This window comes from Paenibacillus sp. GXUN7292, assembly GCF_050864975.1.
GTDB lineage: Bacteria > Bacillota > Bacilli > Paenibacillales > Paenibacillaceae > Pristimantibacillus.
This window is the reverse complement of sequence record NZ_JBOZWO010000049.1, coordinates 1-20445: the sequence shown is the minus strand read 5'-3', so window position 1 is coordinate 20445 and position 20445 is coordinate 1. Positions and strand designations below refer to the sequence as shown.

Genomic DNA, 20445 nt, shown 5'->3' with positions numbered 1-20445 from the left:
AGCTGTACTCCTAAATCACATCGCCATATTATAGCTTATTTTCCCAATCTTTATGAAGCGTTTCTTGCTTGATTAGGCAGCAAATTGCAATTTAAAAGCTAATTCACTACTAAAGTCCCGCAATAAATGATTCCTTTTCACAATCATACAGTACCTTTAGTATGCTATTATTTAATAACTAATACAGGAATGAGAGGAAAATGATGTGAAGACACGATTAATCCTTTTCATTGGGCTGCTTATTACCCTTATTACATTACTAACAGGCTGCAGCGGTTATACCTATAAAGACGCAGTCAAAAACGGAGATGTTATCGGAGGGCCTGGAGGTCCGCTTCATGTCGAAAAGCTTGATCAATTCGTGGATCATGCCGCCAGCCGGCAGCAAGCCAAGCTTACGGTAGTCAACTTTACTGTAGAAGGACAGCCAGATATCGGAAAGCTGGAATACAAAGACGGGAAAATTCAATATTCCTGGTCTACACGAAGTAAACTGAACAAAAAAAGAAACGACCTGCGCTACAAGACTGCCTGCAGCACAATCGAAACGATAGAAGAACAGCTGGAAGGCAATGTTGTTGTTTCAAAGCTGTATATACTGAAAGGCTGTGAGGAAACGATTGGAATGAGATACAAAGAACCAGACTCCATCATCGTTTATCAATTGCCAATTGAACAAGAATAAACGGCTCTGCCATCCTTTGGACAGGCGAGTTACTGATTCATTTGCATCCTACAAAATCACGATCCTGCGAAAGTTAAACTGAAAGCATATACTTTTCTGTGCATTGGAAGTCTGGGGAAGGAAGCCTTCCCCTTGCCCCTACGTAAAATATTCAAATCGAGCATGCGGAAAATAACGATTCATGCTAGCCATAAGATGTTCTTTAATCTGTTCCTCTTCTTCCTTCTGATAAATATATTTGCCTATGCCGTACTTCCCCCATTTATAACGCCGCTTGGCCTCATCCAGCTCCAGCTTCGTCATCGGATAATTTTGCTCGATAATCCGTTTGGCCGGTTTAGTAAAACGATGCTGAATAAATTCAAAGGTAATGTCTTCGCGCGCATCCTTATCCAATTCATTATCCAGTCGCTCGAACATGTGCTCATAACCGGCTTCCCAGCCTTCGTGCAAATAAATGGGAGCAACTATAAAGCCTAGCGGATAACCAGCTTTGGCAACCTTGCCAGCCGCTTGAATACGCTGCTCAAGCGAGGATGTGCCAGGCTCGAAATTTTTAATGACATAATCGGCATTGACACTGAACCGAAACCGCGTCTTTCCATTATGCTTGGCATCAAGCAAATGATCGACATGATGAAACTTTGTAACAAACCTCAGCTTTCCATACTCCGACTGTCCAAAATGCTCTATAGCACGCTTCAATGTATGGGTCAAATGATCAATTCCTACAATATCAGAGGTACAAGAAGCCTCAAAGCGCGTCAGCTCAGGCGCCCGTTCTGCAATATACGCATCTGCCGCCTCCAAAATTTCATCCACATTCACATAGGTACGAATATACGGCTTGCTGCCCATTGTCGTTTGCAGGTAGCAATAATGGCAATGCCCCATACAGCCTGTTGCGAAAGGAATGGCATATTCAGCCGAAGGCTTTGAAGTATCAAATTTCAAAGTTTTGCGGATGCCTACTACAAGTGTTGATTTAGCAATCCGATAGCGCTGCAAATAAGACTCCCCTGGCAAATTGCGAATCTGATTATGCGAGGTCGTATATCTGATTTCTAAGCCAAGCTTCGTAAACTTGTCCAGCAGCTCTTTTCCAAGCGGATACTCTAATGCATCAGGCTCAAAATAAACGAGCCGCGGCATAAAAGGAGCGTTCATTCAAAGCCGCCTTCCCAGCTTAAGCCGAAGCTCTCTTGATACGCTTGCTCAGCCTCCTGTTCTGAAGAAAATACAGCCATTTCTTCCGTAAGCGGATAATACTGATCATACAAAAATACAGCCAGCTCACCTGGGTTGCCAGGATTGCTGACGACAGCGGCAGCCTGCACGTTCGCAACATTTTGAACATGCGGATTGCGATACAGCACGTATACAATATCGCCTGGCTGATAAGATTGCGCAGCATGCTCCAATGACATATTTCAACAGCCTCCTTAAAGTGAATAGATAATGGTTAAATATTCCCTATTAGCTGTCAAACTATGTCTTTCACAGCAAAACCATTTCGCTATTGCCATTATGCCTAGCCATCCGTCCAGTCTCTCCCCTACCAAAGGCCAGTATAACAAACAGTCTCCGGACTGTTACTTAGACTAAGCTTACAGCTTACAATTAAGACATCGAATACGAAGCGAAAGGATAATGCAATATGAAAAAATTATACCGGTCCCATACAAATAAACTACTATCTGGCTTATGCGGAGGAATTGGCGAGCTGCTGCAAATTGATCCAACCATCATTAGACTTGTTTTCGCGGTATTGGCGGTTTGCAGCTTTGGATCAGTTCTGCTGATTTACATTATCGCATCCATTCTAGTCCCTAAAGCGCCAATCAATCATTTTTCTTACCACAACCAATATCATTACTAAATTATAATTTTAAAAGGAGAGATTGAAATATGGGTATTCTAAAACGTGTAGTTGATATGACAAAAGCCGCTGCAAATGAAGTGTTGGACAAAATCGAAAAGCCAGGCATGATGCTGAATCAGTATTTAAGAGACTTGGATGAGCAAATTTCCGGCCTGGAAAATGCGATTTCGACACAAAAGGTTCAGGAGCGCATGCTGCAAGGCAAATATCAGGACCAACATGAGCAAGCAAGCTTCTATGAAGAAAAGGCTGGAAAGGCTATTGCTGAAGGGCGCGAAACAGATGCGCGCATAGCACTGGAAGCCAAGCTTCTTTATGCAGAGCAGGCAGAGGAAACTGCAAGATTGCAGGAAATGGCAGCAAAATCCGTTACTGAGCTGGAGCAAAATTTGGAGCAAATGAAAGAAGAGCGCACCCGCCTGCAGTCAAGACGAAGCGAACTTATGACTCGGATAAATCATACAGAAAAACAACAGCATGATTCAGCAGCTCATTCCTTATACGGCGGTACGGCATCTCAGGGCTTTGACCGCATCGAACAAAAAATTATGGAATGGGAAGCACATCAAACAATTGCGAAGCCTTATTCCGCATACACAAACCAACATGAGGCTAGCTATCAGCAGGAGCTGCGTAATACTCGAGTAGAAGAAGAGCTTCAGCGCTTGATGCAAAAACAAAACGGACAAGGCTAAATGTCTTCATATAAAAACGAAACAGTCAGGGACAAATGCCCTGACTGTTTTCGTTAAAATTCCTGCTAACGAGCTTCCTCAGCCTTCAAAAAAACTATTTTTTCAAAACTTTGGGCCGGTTCTTCATTTCCTTCCTCAACCTCATCAATCTCTTGCTGCAGCCATACTATGCGACGATAAAAGCCCTCTGCGACAGCTCGCTCAATGTGCTTATCAGCTGGATCGATTTGAACAAGCTCAGAATAATAGCTTTGCTGCGACTCATCACCAACCGGATTAGAATAATGATAACGATCTTCAATATGATTATGAAGCAGCAAATACAGTTTTCCGTCATGCATTTGCATATCTGCTATTTCGGCATAATTTTGCCTGAATAAGCTAGTTGCCTGTTTCAATTCCAAGTCGATTGATAGTATCCGATAGCCTTGCACCAAAAATATTTTTCCTGCAGCCTCATCTATGATCGCTTTGTTTTCTGCTTCAGGCGTCCGATCATAAATGCCGTCCGGCTCGGATCTCGGAAATTGAATATCGCCCAGCCAGTTTCCTTCGCGGTCAAACAGCTCTAATCGATGATCCAGCATAACCGCAATTGTATCTTTGTAAGGGAAAATTTGCGCTTTTGCATGCGCATTTCGGCTAATTCCCAAGAAGGCTGACTTAAATTGTTCATTCTGCTCGTCATATTGAAAAAGGCGGCCCATAAAGCTGTACCAGACCAGTCCGCTGGCTTCATCCTTATACCACTGCCTTGGCTTTAAATAATCCTGTTCGACAACAGCCGTCACTGCTTTAAATTCCTGCATGTTTGTCTCCATCATCAGCAGGTCCAAATCAGTTACTATTTCATTAAGAAGCGATTCAATATGAACGCTGCCTTGCTTAACAATCAGCTTGGAAGGCACCGGCACAGATAGCTCTGCTGCTATTTTCATATCGCGGTCAAGCTTGATGACACGATTGGCCTTCGTATCCGCTACAAGCCAGCCCTGCTCCAGCTTAACAAAATCCATTGCACCAAAGCCGCTCGCCCCTTCGCCAATAGCTACTTCAATGGTAACAGGCCACTCACCCAGCTTGGTCAGCTTATTATTTTGATATTGATAAAAATCCTTCTCTACAAGCACATACCAGGTTGATTGCAAGTATCTATATGTTTTGGCAAAAACATAATCCGAATCCGAATACAGCTCATCAACGGCACGCTGCAGCGCAGGCGGCACTTCGGCATTCGCATTTCGCTCCTCCCCGCTCCATTCTACAATTATATGGTTTTCCCATACGGGGTCCAATTCGGAATTGTCTACTGCCTGCACATCCGGGTCCTGCATCCATTCGGCCCAAATAGAATCCAGCGTATCTGCTTCTGTATGAACAAGATCATAAAAATGCAGCAGCTGCTTTTTTCCTTCAACTTCAAATTCGGCCAGCAAGCCGTTTTCGCTTATCAGCTTAGCTGCACCAAGCTGAAATTGCTTATAGACTGGCTCATTGTCTATTGAAGCAAAACCTTCCTCATATTGCAGTACATCGATAGCTTCACTCGTAATTTGCACAAAATTGTATGGATCGACCGCAAGCCATTTGCCTTGCCATAACCGCTCGTCAATAGGAAGCACTAAATCTGCCCGCTCGAAAAAAACAGCTGCTTCATTGCCGGCGGAATCGCGAAGATGCCCTAAAATCATCAACGTCTGATCCGGCTTATGGATAGGCCTCGCAACTAAAAGCTCATAACCGTCAAATCTCAGCATCTCCTTGCTGGGATTGCTGAAATAGACAAGGCTGCTTCCACTGTCGTCAAAAACATCCATCGTCTCATCCTCGGAAAGCTCGTAGCTTTCTTGCTGCTGTAAATAATGGACCGCATTATCTTTTTCAAATAAGGCTAACTCTTCACCTGGAATCGGCTTGTCAGACACTTGATGCCAACGATTGTTAGCTGGATCATATATACGCTGTGTTAAACTGTTTTGTAATTTCATAGTGAAGCTAAACAAATTGGCAGACTGCGTGAAAGCAGACGCTACGATTTCATTCGGTCCGAAAAATTGCTCTCCCTTTTCCACTACTTTTGGCTTCTCTGCCAGCTCAATGGCAAGCCATAGACCAGCCGGCTCCGTCTGGCTTGCGCTTGCGGTACGCGTTTGAGCGCCGATCAGCAAGTAATTGCCATTGACGAAGGCTTGGGCAGGCAGCGAGCTCGCCCACTGCTGCAGCAGCACAGGGGCTTCTTCCTTCCCAGGCGAGTAATAGAGCTGATTATGCTGGACATATAACTCCTGGCTATCCTTTCTCCATAACACCAATTGCTCCGTCGTTCCGGTAGCAAACCGCTGATTTACTTGCTCCCAAATCTCTATTGTCTGTAAGGGAGTTTCCTCTTCAGGAGCGGCAGCTCTTTGCAAGTGCATATAATACCAGACTCCAGCTCCAAGCAAGCCGATGATGATAATCGCGCTGAGCAGCATCCACTTTCGCTTAACTCCCATCATAATCCTCCCTTAAACGGTTATTAACATTGAATTCAACTATAACTTATAAACGATATGCAGCTGGGAATTGTTTCATGTAATAGACTTGTACAGCGTGTCACTACCAGACTTATCGCTGCTTTTTTTGAAAGCTTATCATCGTTATTCTTCTATGTATCTAGCATATATGCATTATAGTCAGCTTTGCAAACAAAACTAGACGAATTCTTTATTGAGCGGCATTCACGCGTCAAGGATAAACGGCTCTGCCATCCTTTGGACAGGCACATTTACCGATGAAATATAGATACAACCAGAAGGTTAAAACTTATGCTTTCCTATATTTAATTGGGAAAGCCCGGCGGACGCAGCGGCGTCCCCGGGCTTATGCTCAACCAATTCTGCTCCAACGATAAGTCTTTTCTTATTGGAACGGAAAGGATGACATGTAATTAATGTTACAAGCGATTTGCTTTCAACAGGATCGATGACCTGTACATCCGTTGGCATGACAACTGTTTTGTTGACAATAGCGTACGAATACGTTTCTGTAGGCGTTCTGACGATAAAACCGTCACCTGGCTCCAATTCATCCAAGCGGTTAAAAAATTGACCAAATGTCGCCGACCGGTGCCCTGCAATTGCAAAATTAGCGCCTGTCTCACCTAAATCTCCGCTTTCAGCAAGATGGCCGACTGCAGCGGACAACTGCTCGGAGCCTGCACCGTGCACGATAGGGACTGCTAAATCGATTTTAGGGATTTCCAAAATAGCCAGCACGTCGCCAATCACATAAACTGGGGAAGCCTCTGCCAATTCTGCAATCTCAATGGCATCTGGCAAAGCCTCATTCAGCTCTTCAAAGGGCAGCTGTACGAATTCCTCTACAAGCCTCGCGGTTTTCGCTTCCTGTATATACTGTCCGGCCATAAGATAAATGATAACTCCTACACCGAAAATGATCATCAAATTGCCCAAAACTTTCATCATCATCCTCCAATAGAAAGGGAAGGACAGTGTCCTTCCACAGTCTGCTCCAAAAGGATCGATCATTTGCTGCTGTTAGGCTTTATTTTTTTAATTTAATGCTGCTCATGATCAATTGGTCCAGTTCACGGGATTTCTCCATTACAACAGGATCAAACAAATGATAGTGCTTGGCGAGCTCCTCGACGTCCTTGCTCAGCTGTTCGGCTCGCTCGAAATTATGTTCCAGCTCCTTCTTCAAAGAATTTTCAATGCGGCTGATATAATTCATTTTGATCCTTTTCAAACGCTTCAGCGGTGCAGACGCTGCCTTTCTTTGCGGTATTTCTTTCATATAAAGCACGATAAGATTGTCCAATTGCTGTGATTTTTTTATAACTAGGGAATCCTGCAAGCCCCGCTGTTGAATCAGCTCCGCCAACTCGCTGCGCAATGTCTCGATTTTTGTCATATGGCATCATGCTCTTCTTCTTCTGACTAACAACCCGGCAGCCATAAGCAGCATTGCTCCAATGAGAAGCACGCTGCTATCCAGCAAACCGCCGGTTTTAGGCAGAACAGCTAGTCCTTGCTTGTCAGAGTAGCTAGCTTGCCAGGAGCTTTTTTCCGGCTTTGCATTTTTGGTCGATTGACCTGAATCGTTAATGCCAGTTGTTTTGCCGCCCGTTCCGCCATCGCGGCCGCTTGCGCCTCCATCATTGCCTGTGGCGCCGCTGCTGGCATGCTCATCATCTTTGCCGGAGTTATTTGTGCTGTCATCTCCCCCGATGATATTGTTATCATCCGCACTGCCTGTACTGCCAGAGTTACTGCTTCCGCCGGGTTTTCCGCCTCCACCAGAGTTTCCGGCTCCGTCAGGGTTTCCACCTCCGCCAGTGTTTCCGTCTCCGCCAGGGTTTCCACCTCCGCCAGAGTTTCCGTCTCCGTCAGTGTTTCCGTCTCCGTCAGGGTTTCCGCCTCCGCCAGTGTTTCCGTCTCCGCCAGTGTTTCCGTCTCCGCCAGTGTTTCCGCCTCCGCCAGCGTTACCATTGCCCTCTTCTGGAATAATTGCGCCGTTATATGAGCAGTTGCTATCCGTTTGCAATTGAAGCGTCAAAATCGGATCAAGACAAGCTGAGACCGCAACACCGCCGATAATATGGTCTACAGTATCCAACAGATTTGAGGTTGAAATCGGCAGAACCGCGTCAACCGAATCCAAAACCGTTTCTACCGTACTGCCCAAACCCGGAAGCAAGCTTTCGACATTTGGCAGCAAGCCATCCAGACCAGCATTCACATCCAGGTCCACTAAAGAACCGCTCCCCTGACTGCCTTTTCCTGGGGACAACACGTCCACATCCACATCCAATAGGGAGCCAGTGCCTGCGCTGCCTTTATCTGACGGAGACAAGATATCCAGGTTTACATCTACCAAGGAGCCTTTGTCTTGGGTCTCCTTCTTATCTGGGGACAACACGTCCACATTGACATCCAATAGGGAGCCAGTGCCTGCGCTGCCTTTATCTGATGGGGACAAGATATCCAGGTTTACATCTACCAAGGAGCCCTTGTCTTGAGTCCCCTTCTTATCTGGGGACAACACATCCAAATCGACATCCAATAGGGAGCCAGTGCCTGCGCTGCCTTTATCTGATGGAGACAAGATATCCAGGTTCACATCCAGCAAGGAGCCCTTGTCTTGAGTCCCCTTCTTATCTGGGGACAACACGTCCAAATCTACGTCCAACAGGGAGCCAGTGCTTGCGCTGCCTTTATCTGATGGAGACAGGATGTCCAGGTTTACATCCAGTAAAGCTTCCGTACCTTGGCTTTCTCTTCCTTTGTGTGACAACACATCCAGGTCCACATCCAATAAGGTTCCCTTTTCTGTACTGCCATTATCTGTCGGGGACAGCACGCCCAGATTTACATCCAGCAAGGAGCTCCTGTCTTTGTCCGCTTTCTTTTCTGATGACAATACATTCAGATCAACGCCCAGCAGAAAGTCAGTACCTGACTCCACTGTTGGCAGAAGTGCATCCAGATTAACGTCTACCTTCAAATCGAGCAGTTTAGCGTCATTGGTATGCTCAAGCAAGGAACCGATGTTCAACAAGCCGCCAGCTTGCTCCTCAATAACCTCGTCAAGATTTAATGGAAGCAATGCCGCATGTGCCTTGCTATTTCCTAGTGTCATTAAAAAACCAATCATCAACCCCATTAGAACAATGCCGAAAGAAATACTTTTTTTCATATTCGTTACACTTCCTTTTCTCATTTTTTATGCAAATATAGAGAAAAGGAAATGCTGAGGCGGCTCTGTTGGCGGTTCATTGGCCCACTTGGTAATGAGTTGTCTCGTATCTTTTGCTATGCTTCTTCTTCCAGCCTCTTTCTCGGAAACGCTTTCACCAAGAATCATATCCACTCCGCCTGCTGATGACGAGTTTCCACTGCCAGAACCCGTTCCATTTTTAGGCGCTGGCTTGGCAAAAATAATAGCTAGCGTAAAAGGATCGGCTCTCTTTTCTTCTTTTTGAAGCGGATGTTGCGATGGCAACTGATTCGATTGGTCTGGCTTGAATTGAATATCTTCGTCATCAGCTGCCTGCCTGAACCCTTTGTCTGCAGCAGTATCCAATTGATCGAATAGCCAAGCATCACCGTCATGGTCAACTGCTTCAGTTGTTGAATCTTCTCGCTGAGCTACAGATTGTTCCGCATAATGAGTTTGTTCACTATCATCAGGCGAAAGAGACAACTTTACTGAATTTCCAATGTTCCCGGAGGTTCTAACCTCTTCTGGTTTCTCTGTAAAGCCAGTTTTTTCAGAATGGCTGGTCTCTTCACGAGGATAGTAACCTTCCGTATTCTCATTCGAACTTTTCCCATTCTCGTCAGAAGGAGATGTATCCGGCTTCTCTTTTTCAGAATCAACTTCAGAGTCAACCTCAGAGTCAACAGGTTTGTTTTCATTCTGTCCGGCTCCAATCAGTCCACTTACCAAATCACCGACACTGGTTACAAGATCGCCTGTATGGCCGACCGTTTCGCCTACACCCCCTACAATTTGCCCTACACCATCGACAAGCTCAGGAATAGGCAATAACGGTTTAGTAGAAACAACGGTAGCTTCGACATTTTTAACAATACCTTCAGTACCGCTTGCAGCTGTCTCGACTGTCTTCACAACAGCGCTTACAGTCGAATCCACCGTGCCAGCAACGTCCTGTACAAGCTGTGTGACACCTTGTCCCGACAATAAATCTCTTTCAGCAGTTAAAACAGTACTGACTTCATTAGTTACATTTTCGACTTCCCTTGTGACGGTAGAGGTCGTCTCTGTCACCGTGTTCACCGTCGACTTGACGACTTCAGTCAGATGCTCCGTAGTCCCGCCTAATCCAAGCGGAGACAACAGTTTTCCCTCCGACGTTGCAGAATTGACAACATTGGCGGTTTCCGAAACAGTTTTATCTACCACATCCGTTAACCCGTCGACAATTTGAAACAAGCCAGAACTTCCAGATGCCTCTTCTTCCGCGCTTTCTTTGTTTCCTGATAATAAACCCAATAGGCCACGCGCATCAATTGATTCCTGGAAAACGCAGGACACACTAGCAGCAAGCAAGAAGGCACACAAACACTTTATCCATGTGTTCATTCATTCACCCCCTTCCAGTTTTCAACAACCTTGGGATATATCGAATATTATAGAAAAATGACGAATTACTGTCATCGGAAGAAAGACACAACTGGAGAAAACATAGACATGTGCAAAATGGTTTATTCAGAGGCGAAATAGTGAAAAAAATGTCGAAAAATGCCTAAATTAATGCCCAGGTCACAAAAATAAATGACTTAACCGTTCTTTAGACAGGTCCTGTTTGCAGAAGAATTATAAAAATATCGAAGCTGTCGATTTGTTGTGAATAGGGCAAGAAGCAATGAAAAGGGAGGCTACTACGATCAAGTTTGGGATTCCGACCGCTGTTGTAGTCCAATTTTTTCATCAGCTATCCACTGTAAAGGATAAAATCAGCCTACAAAGGGGGATGCTGCCGCTTCTCCATTCCCAATCTTGCTCACCGCTCCCCTTTCTTATTGCTAATTAATAGTTATCCACTATGAAGGGATACCTCATTCAATTTTAGTCATTTTTCAGTATCTCGAACTGCTCCAGCGTTTGTCTAAACCGGGAGCCATGGCCTTCGGCCGCTTCCAGGAAGTAGCTCGACGTCAAAATAAAACTGCCTTGCTGCTCGTTGCTCGTCACATAGACGGATACGACCTCACTGAGACGGTCATGACCGTTAATCGCATGGATCAGATATCCATTCACCGGCTCCGTTACCGGCTCAACGTCGCGCACCTCCAGGAACTGATCGGCGAGCTTCGCAGCAATTTCTTTTGCCAGATCTTCAGGCAGCTTATCTACTTCCTGCTCAATCGTTAGCGATACTTGCGGATATGGATCTGGCAGCGGATCGATAGTTGTAATTGTATCTTTGCCATTCTCTTGAACGAGTTTATAACGATCCTTGTCATAGTAAATCGCGTAACGGCTTTCCTTATCGACGTGAACCTGGCCATTGGTTTCTTCCTTCTCGCCTTCTACTGAGATTTCAATTTTTTTCTCCGGTTCAAACCAGGATTGCATACTTTTCATCAGCGCCGTACCTGCTGGTAAAGATAGAAATGCGGTTATGGCTACAGCAGCAGCGGCAATACCCGTCGTTACTTTAATCATTTTCATAGTTTTACTTCTTCCTTTGCTATTCGTAGTTGCTGCAGCCGCCTCTGTGGCCCGATTGGCATAATACTCTTGCGATGCCTGACTATCCAATTGCGATTCTAGGCGTGCCCAAATGTCTTCCTTCACCCCGTCGTCTGCATTAGTTTTTTCGATTAATTGTTCTTTAAGCTTTCGATCCATATGAATTTCCCCCCAGGCATTCTCTTATCTTTTCGCGGCCCTTAAACAATCTGGATTTCAACGTATTGACATTCAGCTCCAAAATGTCTGCGATTTCCCTCTCACTATAGTCGTGCAAATATTTTAAAATCAGCGGGATTCTGTACATATCGTGCAGCGACTGCAAAGCGTCGTAAATATCCAGCCTCACATCCGGCAGCTTCTGCTCCACTGCGATACGCTCAAGCTGTTCCCCGAATGGCATAACCTTCTTCTCTCGTTCCATCACCCGATAGCACTCTCTTAGAAGAATACAGTAGAACCAGGGCTTAAACGGCTTCCCGCTGTCATATTGCCATATATTCCGGTAGACACGCAGGAAAGTTTCCTGCACGGCGTCCTTTGCCCACTCCCCATTCTTCGTCACCAGCTTCGCCGTACGAAGCGCGTAGTCGAAGTATTCGTCATAAAGACTTCGGAATGCTTCCCGATCACCTTGTAGTATTCGACTGAGAGTTTCCTGCTCCAACCCCACTCACCTCTTTCATGCTGTTCTATAAGTATTACCCTTCATAACTCAATAAAGTTTGCTGCAGATAAAAAGAAACGGCTTCCCCGTCAAAATACTAAGGATAAACGTCTATCGCCGTCCTATGGACGGCACGTTTACCGATGAAAAATAATAACAAGTATAAGAGAAAAACTTATATCATCTTTTATATGAAACAAAGCCCATAATCATGTAGATTATGGGCTTCCTGTTCCTATAAGTATGGACGTTATTTATTCTATCTGTGAATTTTCATTTTGACCCTTCCTAGCTTACCTACGTTTGCCCAAAAGAATCTAAATGGTCACACGTTCCGTTATTTGCCTTAAAACCGCCATTTTCCAATTTTCGCGGACACACGTTCCGCTATCCGGCTCTAAATGAGGCTTTTTCTGCGAATTATGGCTCAATAACGGAACGTCTGTCACTTTGCTGCCTCAAAACTGCGTTTTTGGACGTAATAGCGGAACGACTGACCACTTCATTGCGGATAGAGAGGCAGAAAAGCAAGCCACCGATAGGGCTGACATTACGATCAAGTTTGGGCGACGCTGCCGCTGCTCTAGTTCTACTCTTATCTCTCTGACACTCTTGCTTATTACCTACGTAGCCCGACTCCTACTATCAATATTAGAGCCATGCGCCTGCAAAGCTCCTCATCATTCAATATCGAAATCAAAATATTGATTCGGAAACGGCTCCTTATGCAGGGTGTAATGCCACCATTCCTTGCTATACGGCTTAAAGCCGTGTTCGACCATCAGCTGCTTCAGCAGCTGCCTGTTAGCTGACTGTTCTTTCGTAATTTCGCCTGTATCGAATCGCGATATCCGATCCAGCATATCAACAGAGCTGCCCATATCCAGCTCTTCGCCAGTGTCTGCATAGGCTAAAGTAAGATCGAAGGTGCTGCCTCTGGAATGTCCCGATTTTCTGGCCAAATAACCTTTTTGGAAAAAAACTGCTTTATCTTCATTTGGATAAAACAACTCCTTCATCGCAACATCCGACTCATCGGCCGACCACCGCGCGAAATGCTCGACCGCTTTTTGCGGTCTGTAAGCATCGTAAATAACAAGAATATAGCCTTGCTTCTCAGCAGCTGCGCTTACACCCTGCAAGGCAGCAGCCGCAGTCTCGGTAGCAATAGCAAAAGGAGCGTTATAGCCGTCAATAGAAACTCCAACAAAATTTTGCTCGCCATAATATCCCATTACATATTTGGCGCTCGGTATATATTCGTCCAGGTAAACAAAGCCTTCAGGAAGATTATCTTTTTTTACTATAACACCAGGTTCCAGCTGTTGTTCTTCTTCCAAAAGTTTTTCTTGTCCCAAAGGCTTTTCTTCTTCCAAAAGTACTTCTTCTTCCGAAGGCTGTTCTTCATCCGCAAGAATAGATACTTCTTGAACGTCTTCCTTCGCAATATCTCCTGTATAACCTGATGGCGAATTTATATTTGTCTTCTTTTTCTCGTTATTTCGCCCTTCTTGCCCAGCAGAAGTGCATGCTGTAAGCAGCCCAAATGACATCGCTGCTAGTATAATTATGACAATAAACTGTAAGAATACTTTATGTGACCTTGCTCTTTCCATCTATAGTTCCATCTCCCGTCAATCCTTATGCTTCGGTCTATATTGCATTGGCGGCACGCCTGTCCAGCGTTTAAATTGCCTGGAAAAATGACTTAATGATGAGAATCCTAACTGCTGTGCAATATCCTCAATAGACATTTCACTTTCCAGCAGAAGATGCTTCGCCTTGTTTAATTTTAATTGCGTTAAATATTGCCGCGGCGACATGCCGTACACTTGCATAAAAATTTTATAGCACTGACTCCTGCTTAAATTTTGCTTTCGTGCGATATGAGCTACTGCGCCTTTGGAAAATAAATGATCCTGAAGCATCGCTTCCATCTCATGCGCAACATCAACCTGTAATCTGGACGTCATCTTCTTGCCGTGCTGCTCTTCCTCAGCAGGATGCTGTTGATGCAATAGCATGGCAACCTCATTAATGATCAGCAGCAGCTGATTTTGAAAAAGCAGTTTGTCAACGCCAGATAAATGCATAACAAGCTGCTGCTCTGTTCTATTCACACTGCCCGGGCGCAGCAGCTCCAGCTGGAGCAAGCTTTCTATTTCCTTAATATATAGCAGCAGCTTAGATTGCTTCACCTGCTCGTTGCTAAATAGCTCAAATGAATTTTTTGTAAGAAGCTCGCGCAGCTCCTTATCATCTATATTGAAATGTACGTTAAAAAAGCTGTAATAACCATTTGAGTGGTTAAAGGTATGATGTTTTACACCCGGCTTCAATAAAATCAATTCTCCTGCTCTCATCGTCACCTGCTGATCCTCAGAAGACTGCGTTACCTCCCCGTCCCAGCAATACAACAGCTCAAACAAGTGGTGATGATGGCGAGGATACAACCAGTCAGGAGGTTTAACTGCGAATTGGCAGCCTGTTATTTGAACCGTGTATGTCATATTCGGCAAAATAATTTCCGTATCCATATTCTCATCCTTTCACCTTTTGCGACCACAATTGTTAATGCTTAATAGTATAACACTCGAACGAAACAAATGGTCAAATAATCGCATAGTTTGACAATTGTTCAAGAACAATTAATTTCTTATGATGAGTGCATACTACATTTCTGTATATGGGGTGAGCCAAATGAGCAAGTTCAGCTATGAGGGAAAGCAATTTTTGCTTAACGATAAACCGATTACGATTATTTCAGGCGCTATTCATTATTTTCGAGTTGTGCCGCAGTATTGGCGCGACAGACTGTTAAAGCTTAAAGCATGCGGCTTTAATACAGTAGAAACCTATGTGCCTTGGAATTTGCACGAGCCTCAGGAAGGAACATTTAATTTTGAGGGGATTGCAGACCTGGAGCAGTTTATTAAAATTGCCGAGGAGCTTGGACTGCTCGTTATCGTCCGCCCAAGCCCTTATATTTGTGCGGAGTGGGAATTCGGCGGTTTGCCTGCTTGGCTGCTTGCTGATTCCGATATGGTGTTGCGCTGCTTCCACAAACCATATCTAGAAAAAGTGGATGCCTACTACGATGTTTTGCTGCCGAAGCTAAAGCCTTTGCTTTGTACAAACGGCGGGCCGATTATCGCTATGCAGATTGAGAATGAATATGGAAGCTATGGCAATGATACCAAATATTTGGAGTATATAAGAGACAGTATGATTGCACGAGGCATCGATGTCCTGTTGTTCACATCGGATGGCCCAGAGGATTTCATGCTGCAGGGCGGTATGATTGACGGTGTATTGGAAACGGTCAACTTCGGTTCCCGCACTGCTGAAGCTTTCGAAGCGTTGAATCAGTATCAACAGAACAAGCCGGATATGTGCATGGAATTTTGGAACGGCTGGTTTGACCACTGGGGCGAGGAGCATCATACCCGCAGCTCTGATGAAGTAGCAGCTGAGCTTGACGAAATGTTCAAGCTGGGCGCATCCGTCAATTTCTACATGTTCCATGGAGGAACGAACTTCGGTTTTTACAACGGCGCGAACAATCCTAAGTATGCACCAACGATTACAAGCTATGATTATGACGTTCCACTTAGCGAAGACGGTGAGCCAACAGCTAAGTTTTATGCGGTGCGCAGTGTAATTGAGAAGCATTTTGGGCTTGAGCCGCTGTCACTGCCAGAGCCTATCGCCAAAAAAGCTTACGGCAAGGTAAGTCTAAGTGAAAGCGCAAGTCTGCTAAGCCAGCTTAATGAGCTCGGCACTTCAAGCAGCCATGCTTTCCCTGTAACGATGGAGAAGCTTGGACAAGATTATGGCTTTATCCTATATAAGACGGATGTTTCGGGTCCGCGCAATGCAGCTGTCCTCCATTTGCAGGACGTTCATGACCGGGCAATTATTTACTTGAATGACGAATATATTGGGGTCATTGAGCGCGATCATCAAGATAATCAGATTGAATTGGCGATCCCTGAAGGCGGAGCAAAGCTAAGCATTCTGGTTGAAAATATGGGACGGACCAACTACGGACCACTCCTGAGAGATTGCAAAGGAATTACAGAAGGTGTGCGTCTGGGCAATCAATTTTTATTCGGCTGGGAAATTCATACTTTGCCTCTCAACAATGTAGAACAAGTTCAATTTCAGCAAAGCTTGGAGCAAGTTAACGTATGCGGCGACCATAATACGAAGCAGCCGACCTTCTATAAAGGAAGCATTGAAATCGATGAGACGGCCGATACCTTTATCCATATGGAAGGCTGGACGAAAGGCGTTGTCTATATTAATGGCTTTAATCTGGGACGCTACTGGAATCGCGGTCCACAGAAGACGTTATATATACCTGCCCCGCTATTGAACAAAGGAAGCAATGAAATTATTATTTTTGAGCTTCACGAAACAAATAATGCCAGCATCAAGCTGGTCGATAAACCCGAGCTTCAATAATGCGAAAAGCCGAGTCTCCGTTCCAATATGGAATAAGGATGACTCGGCTTATTCATTTCAAGTGCCAGGCTTGCCAATAACAATTGGAATTCATGTGATTAATGATTGCTGCCTTTAACTATTTCTCAAACATATTGTCAAGATTGTGGTAGTAATTATCACCTAATCCAGCGCTTCTCCGGTCGAAATCATCGATATCTGTGTAGTCGTCAACAAGTTTTACTTGATGCTTGCTAAGCAGGTCGCGAGCATGCTTCAGCTCTTTTTTCAGCACACAAATACTTGGCATTCCCGCATCATCGTATATAATATATGCCGCCAAATGATTTGCCCGCAATAGCTTTACATACTCATTTTCTTTATTATCGACGACATAGCCCATATCATAAAAGATATCCTCCACGTCAAATTCCCTTGTCTCGGCGATTCCTTGCCAATAAAACACCAGATCTACTGCAGAAAGCATCAGCGTCTGCTCATGACCAAAATATAAGGAATGGCAGTCCAAGGCTTTAACCTCGTACTCATTTTTATATTCAGCTACTCGAAAACCAAATGAACGCAAAAAGCGTGCAGCCTGTTTGCTGCAGCTTTCCGCTATCTTCTCAGGCGAGCCTGTTGGTGCGATTAATTGATAAGGCTCCGGCTTTATATTCTTGGCACGAATATGCTGCAATTGATTCGCATATTGTTGACGCATCCGTTCCAGCGACTCTTCTCTAAAACTGCTATTTTGAATAAACTGATTGAATTGCTCTCCATAGTGCTTCAGCTCCTCTTCCGTTTCGGACAAAGTAAAGCGAATCCAGAAACGAGACAGCAGCCCTTTGTTATAAGGATGCTCCTCCCGCTGCTCAGCGAAAAACGGCGCCCCTCCTTTGCGGCCGGTAGGACGGATCCTGACTTCGACGTACAGATCATCCTTGCTCGCAGAATTATTTTTAGAATATCGCCCCAGCAAACGTTCAAGCGCGTCGTATTCATCCGTGCCATCGCTTGTTTCATCGAATCGATACCATGCAAACTCCCTATCCATTAAGCCTCTCGATCGTTGATATGCAGCTCCCTGAATAAAATATTCTTTTAATCCCAAGCGCCTCGCTCCTTACTTTAGTTAATAGCATGCTTGCTCATCAACTGCTTCAGCTCTGTCTTCGCCTCCTCATCGCCGCGTTCTGCCGCGTTTCGGAACCATTTCATCGCTTCAAATATATTTTTCTCTACCTCCACTCCCTCGGCATACAGAACGCCGAGATTGAACTGAGCATCTGTCCAGCCCTGCCGTGCTGCTTTTATATACCAATAGATGGCCTCTTCCATATTTTTATGAACGCCGTCTCCTGCCTCCAGCTTGCATGCCAAATTAAATTGAAAGGCTTTGTATCCGCGCAAGGCAAGCTCCTTGGTCCACTTCCATGCATGTTCACTTTCTTTATTTTCAGTATATAGAGCTGTCAATTGATAGATCGCACCAACATGGCCTCTCTCACCGGCTTGCAGTAACCACTTCAATGCCTCCTGCGGCTTAGAAGCGCCAAGCTCTCCTGTCAATAGCATCGTTCCAAGCATAAACTGCGCATCTCGATTGCCTTTATTGGCAGCTGCTTCATACCAGCGTTTGGCCATATTATAATCCTGAGGTGTTCCTCTTCCACGAAAATACATTTGCGCCAATACAAAAGCCGCATCTGCACCGCCATTTTCCGCAGCTTTCTTATAGAAAGAAAAGACGTCTCTCGCTTGCATGCCGCTATCGTTAACAGAAAAGCTGAACTGCAGCCGCGGCATGCCTGCTGCTCGTTCAAACCAATAATTCATTTCGTATAACTGTGGGATCTTCAAGCTCCATTCCTGCTGTTCAGGCTCAGGAAAAATCTTCGTCTTCGGAGCATGCGCCAGCTCGCTCGCATTCCGAATCGTTTTTAATTGCGGCTCTTCGCCAATTTTGGCCCAGGACAAATAGGAAAGCAGATTTCGCTCAAGGACCAGGCCTTTAATTTGCTCTAGCTCTTCCTTGGATACAAAGCCGCCATGCGCCGCTTTATTTCTAATTGGCAGCAGTTCTGTCAGCATGGCTCCCAAATCAGGCATATATGTGCTTACAATCGGAATGGAATGTGTATGGCAGTAATGAGAGAGATCTCGCCACATCATCCGTTTCTCATTAGGCCAGCTCTCTATTTCAAATATAATATAGCGCAGCTCCTCTTCTATTACTCCCAGATAGCTCATTGCTATTCCTTGGTAGGACAATAGCCCCGCCGATTTCTGCGACGCCATCGTATGCTCTAAAGTCATTGCCGTAGCCAAAGTTTTTTGGGATTGAACAGAAAGACCGTACCAGTCATTTTGAATAATTTTGAATTGGTTCTCCAGCTCGTCCTTGCTCTCGATATCTATCCATATGCGGTCTTCTATGTCATACTCTTTTCCTTCAAACAGCTCCCAATCGACAACGGTATCACCCGTATCTGTCCGTACAATCGCTCTAGTGATTTGTGTTGCATCGGATATCCCTTGTTTCATAGCTTGAAAGGTTAAATAGGCAAGAGCGTGCATAGCGCCGTAATCAGGTGTAGCCCCTTTGGACAGGCAAGCAAAATCTGTAAGAATTCCCTCCACGACTGTAATCAGCAATCTGTTTTCATTTGCGGTTAAAACGGATGCCGTATTGGTCCGACTGAAGTCCTCGTGCTTCTCATACAATTCATTGCATATCGATATCACAGCACCATCGCGAACTTGGCTGCTCTGCAATTCCTGCGTCAATTGGTCCAGCCGTCCCAAGACGCGGGAGCGGTGCCCACTTTTTAATTCATATTGCGTCAAAGGCAGCTCCGCATCGGGGATGCTTCGGCCAAGCACGGGTTGAATCAGTTCTTTTCTAATATCGCTAATCATTATGGATTTATCTTGAAGGTCATTTGATTTTAGCAGACAGCACTTCTTATACTTTTTCCCTGAACCGCAAGGGCACAGATCGTTTCTCCCCGTCAATCCTCTAACCCCCTATGTGGTTTATAGTTATTTTATCATGGGTAATTAGATAAATGGATAGGAAAATAAATAGTTCCATGCTACTAAGTCAGAGCGCGTTCAAAATACATTTATTCGTTAACGGCTTTCCCGTCTTTTGGACAGGCACGTTTACCGATGATATTTTTACGATTGTGAGGAGGGTGTCGATTAATTGTGGATAGTTGCAATAGGCAATAGAAAGGGGCCACTGCGATCAAGATTGGGATTCCGACCGCTGTTATAGTCTAATTTTTATGAATAAACAATGCCTGTAAAGGAAAAAATTAGCCTACAAAGGCGGAAGCTACCGCTTCTCCATTCCCATTCTTGCTCTCCGTTTCCCCTTTCTCATTGCTTATCAATCGTTGCCCACAATGAATCGACAGTCTCACTGCAACCGTTAAATTTTAGAATGAGCGGATTCTCGTCCAATAACGCTGCTTCCTGTAACCGTTAAGTTTTCAAGCGTGCGGGTTTCCCCTCTGTTTTGAGGACGCACCGTCCGGTTCTGTATGAAATTTCATATACAATTTTGTTTTTTGGGGCATTTCAGCATTTTGTATTTGAAATTTCATATACATTGACCCGTTTTGAGGTAGCGCGGACCGATTCTGTATGAATTTTCATATACAATTGTGTTTTATGGAGCATTTCAGCATTTTGTATATGAAATTTCATATACATTGACCCGTTTTGAGGTGGCACCGTCCGGTTCTGTATGAATTTTCATATACAATTGTGCTTTTTGGGGCATTTCAGCATTTTGTATATGAAATTTCATATACATTGATCCGTTTTGAGGTGGCAC

Annotated in this window: 17 protein-coding genes; 4 read left to right on the top strand and 13 right to left on the bottom strand. The window is 44.8% G+C overall.

Going from position 1 to position 20445, the window contains the following annotated elements; all coding sequences use genetic code 11:
* Window positions 1-205: 205 nt before the first annotated feature.
* A complete protein-coding gene (locus ACRRU2_RS25545) occupies window positions 206-685 on the top strand; it encodes a DUF4362 domain-containing protein (RefSeq protein ID WP_432506005.1) in 480 nt (159 codons plus the stop codon).
* Between the two features lie 138 nt (window positions 686-823).
* On the opposite strand, the gene splB is transcribed toward ACRRU2_RS25545, so the two are convergent.
* Entirely contained in the window at window positions 824-1852 is a 1029-nt protein-coding gene (gene splB, locus ACRRU2_RS25540; protein ID WP_331700737.1) for a spore photoproduct lyase, read from the bottom strand.
* On the bottom strand, window positions 1849-2112 hold the full coding sequence (locus tag ACRRU2_RS25535) for a transcriptional regulator SplA domain-containing protein (protein WP_331700736.1): 264 nt from the start codon (window positions 2110-2112) through the stop codon (window positions 1849-1851). Before ACRRU2_RS25535 ends, splB begins: the two co-directional genes overlap by 4 nt.
* Window positions 2113-2342: 230 nt before the next feature.
* Here ACRRU2_RS25535 and ACRRU2_RS25530 point away from each other — a divergent pair, with 230 nt between their 5' ends.
* Together ACRRU2_RS25530 and ACRRU2_RS25525 are read left to right on the top strand one after the other, a co-directional pair.
* On the top strand, window positions 2343-2564 hold the full coding sequence (locus ACRRU2_RS25530; RefSeq protein ID WP_331700735.1) for a PspC domain-containing protein: 222 nt from the start codon (window positions 2343-2345) through the stop codon (window positions 2562-2564).
* 29 nt (window positions 2565-2593) lie between these two features.
* Complete coding sequence (locus ACRRU2_RS25525; RefSeq protein WP_432506002.1) at window positions 2594-3262, top strand: PspA/IM30 family protein; 669 nt, start codon at window positions 2594-2596, stop codon at window positions 3260-3262.
* Between the two features lie 65 nt (window positions 3263-3327).
* Here the strand turns inward: ACRRU2_RS25525 and ACRRU2_RS25520 are convergent, their stop codons facing one another.
* From ACRRU2_RS25520 to ACRRU2_RS25480, 9 genes are all read right to left on the bottom strand, one after another.
* Complete coding sequence (locus ACRRU2_RS25520) at window positions 3328-5760, bottom strand: hypothetical protein (RefSeq protein WP_432506000.1); 2433 nt, start codon at window positions 5758-5760, stop codon at window positions 3328-3330.
* 300 nt (window positions 5761-6060) lie between these two features.
* Window positions 6061-6732, bottom strand: coding sequence for a class D sortase (locus ACRRU2_RS25515; protein WP_432505998.1), 672 nt, complete (start codon window positions 6730-6732; stop codon window positions 6061-6063).
* 76 nt (window positions 6733-6808) lie between these two features.
* Complete coding sequence (locus ACRRU2_RS25510) at window positions 6809-7177, bottom strand: aspartyl-phosphate phosphatase Spo0E family protein (RefSeq protein WP_432505996.1); 369 nt, start codon at window positions 7175-7177, stop codon at window positions 6809-6811.
* 6 nt (window positions 7178-7183) lie between these two features.
* Window positions 7184-8962 carry an LPXTG cell wall anchor domain-containing protein gene (locus ACRRU2_RS25505; protein WP_432505994.1) on the bottom strand — a complete coding sequence of 593 codons (1779 nt, stop codon included), beginning with the start codon at window positions 8960-8962 and terminating at the stop codon, window positions 7184-7186.
* A 27-nt stretch (window positions 8963-8989) separates the two neighbouring features.
* Entirely contained in the window at window positions 8990-10372 is a 1383-nt protein-coding gene (locus tag ACRRU2_RS25500) for a hypothetical protein (RefSeq protein WP_432505992.1), read from the bottom strand.
* Between the two features lie 486 nt (window positions 10373-10858).
* Window positions 10859-11644, bottom strand: coding sequence for a hypothetical protein (locus ACRRU2_RS25495; RefSeq protein WP_331700728.1), 786 nt, complete (start codon window positions 11642-11644; stop codon window positions 10859-10861).
* Window positions 11628-12152 carry an RNA polymerase sigma factor gene (locus tag ACRRU2_RS25490; protein WP_432505990.1) on the bottom strand — a complete coding sequence of 175 codons (525 nt, stop codon included), beginning with the start codon at window positions 12150-12152 and terminating at the stop codon, window positions 11628-11630. Before ACRRU2_RS25490 ends, ACRRU2_RS25495 begins: the two co-directional genes overlap by 17 nt.
* A 680-nt stretch (window positions 12153-12832) precedes the next feature.
* The gene (locus ACRRU2_RS25485; RefSeq protein WP_432505988.1) at window positions 12833-13768 is read right to left on the bottom strand and encodes a M15 family metallopeptidase; all 936 of its coding nucleotides are present in this window, start codon (window positions 13766-13768) and stop codon (window positions 12833-12835) included.
* 18 nt (window positions 13769-13786) lie between these two features.
* Window positions 13787-14689: an AraC family transcriptional regulator gene (locus ACRRU2_RS25480; RefSeq protein ID WP_331700392.1), complete on the bottom strand. Its 903-nt coding sequence runs from the start codon at window positions 14687-14689 to the stop codon at window positions 13787-13789.
* A 163-nt stretch (window positions 14690-14852) separates the two neighbouring features.
* On the opposite strand from ACRRU2_RS25480, the gene ACRRU2_RS25475 reads away from it, so the two are divergent.
* Complete coding sequence (locus ACRRU2_RS25475) at window positions 14853-16619, top strand: glycoside hydrolase family 35 protein (protein WP_432505986.1); 1767 nt, start codon at window positions 14853-14855, stop codon at window positions 16617-16619.
* Between the two features lie 118 nt (window positions 16620-16737).
* On the opposite strand, the gene ACRRU2_RS25470 is transcribed toward ACRRU2_RS25475, so the two are convergent.
* Both ACRRU2_RS25470 and ACRRU2_RS25465 read right to left on the bottom strand, forming a co-directional pair.
* Window positions 16738-17712 carry a hypothetical protein gene (locus ACRRU2_RS25470; protein WP_432505984.1) on the bottom strand — a complete coding sequence of 325 codons (975 nt, stop codon included), beginning with the start codon at window positions 17710-17712 and terminating at the stop codon, window positions 16738-16740.
* Between the two features lie 17 nt (window positions 17713-17729).
* On the bottom strand, window positions 17730-19616 hold the full coding sequence (locus ACRRU2_RS25465) for a tetratricopeptide repeat protein (protein ID WP_432505982.1): 1887 nt from the start codon (window positions 19614-19616) through the stop codon (window positions 17730-17732).
* Between the last annotated feature and the right edge of the window lie 829 nt (window positions 19617-20445).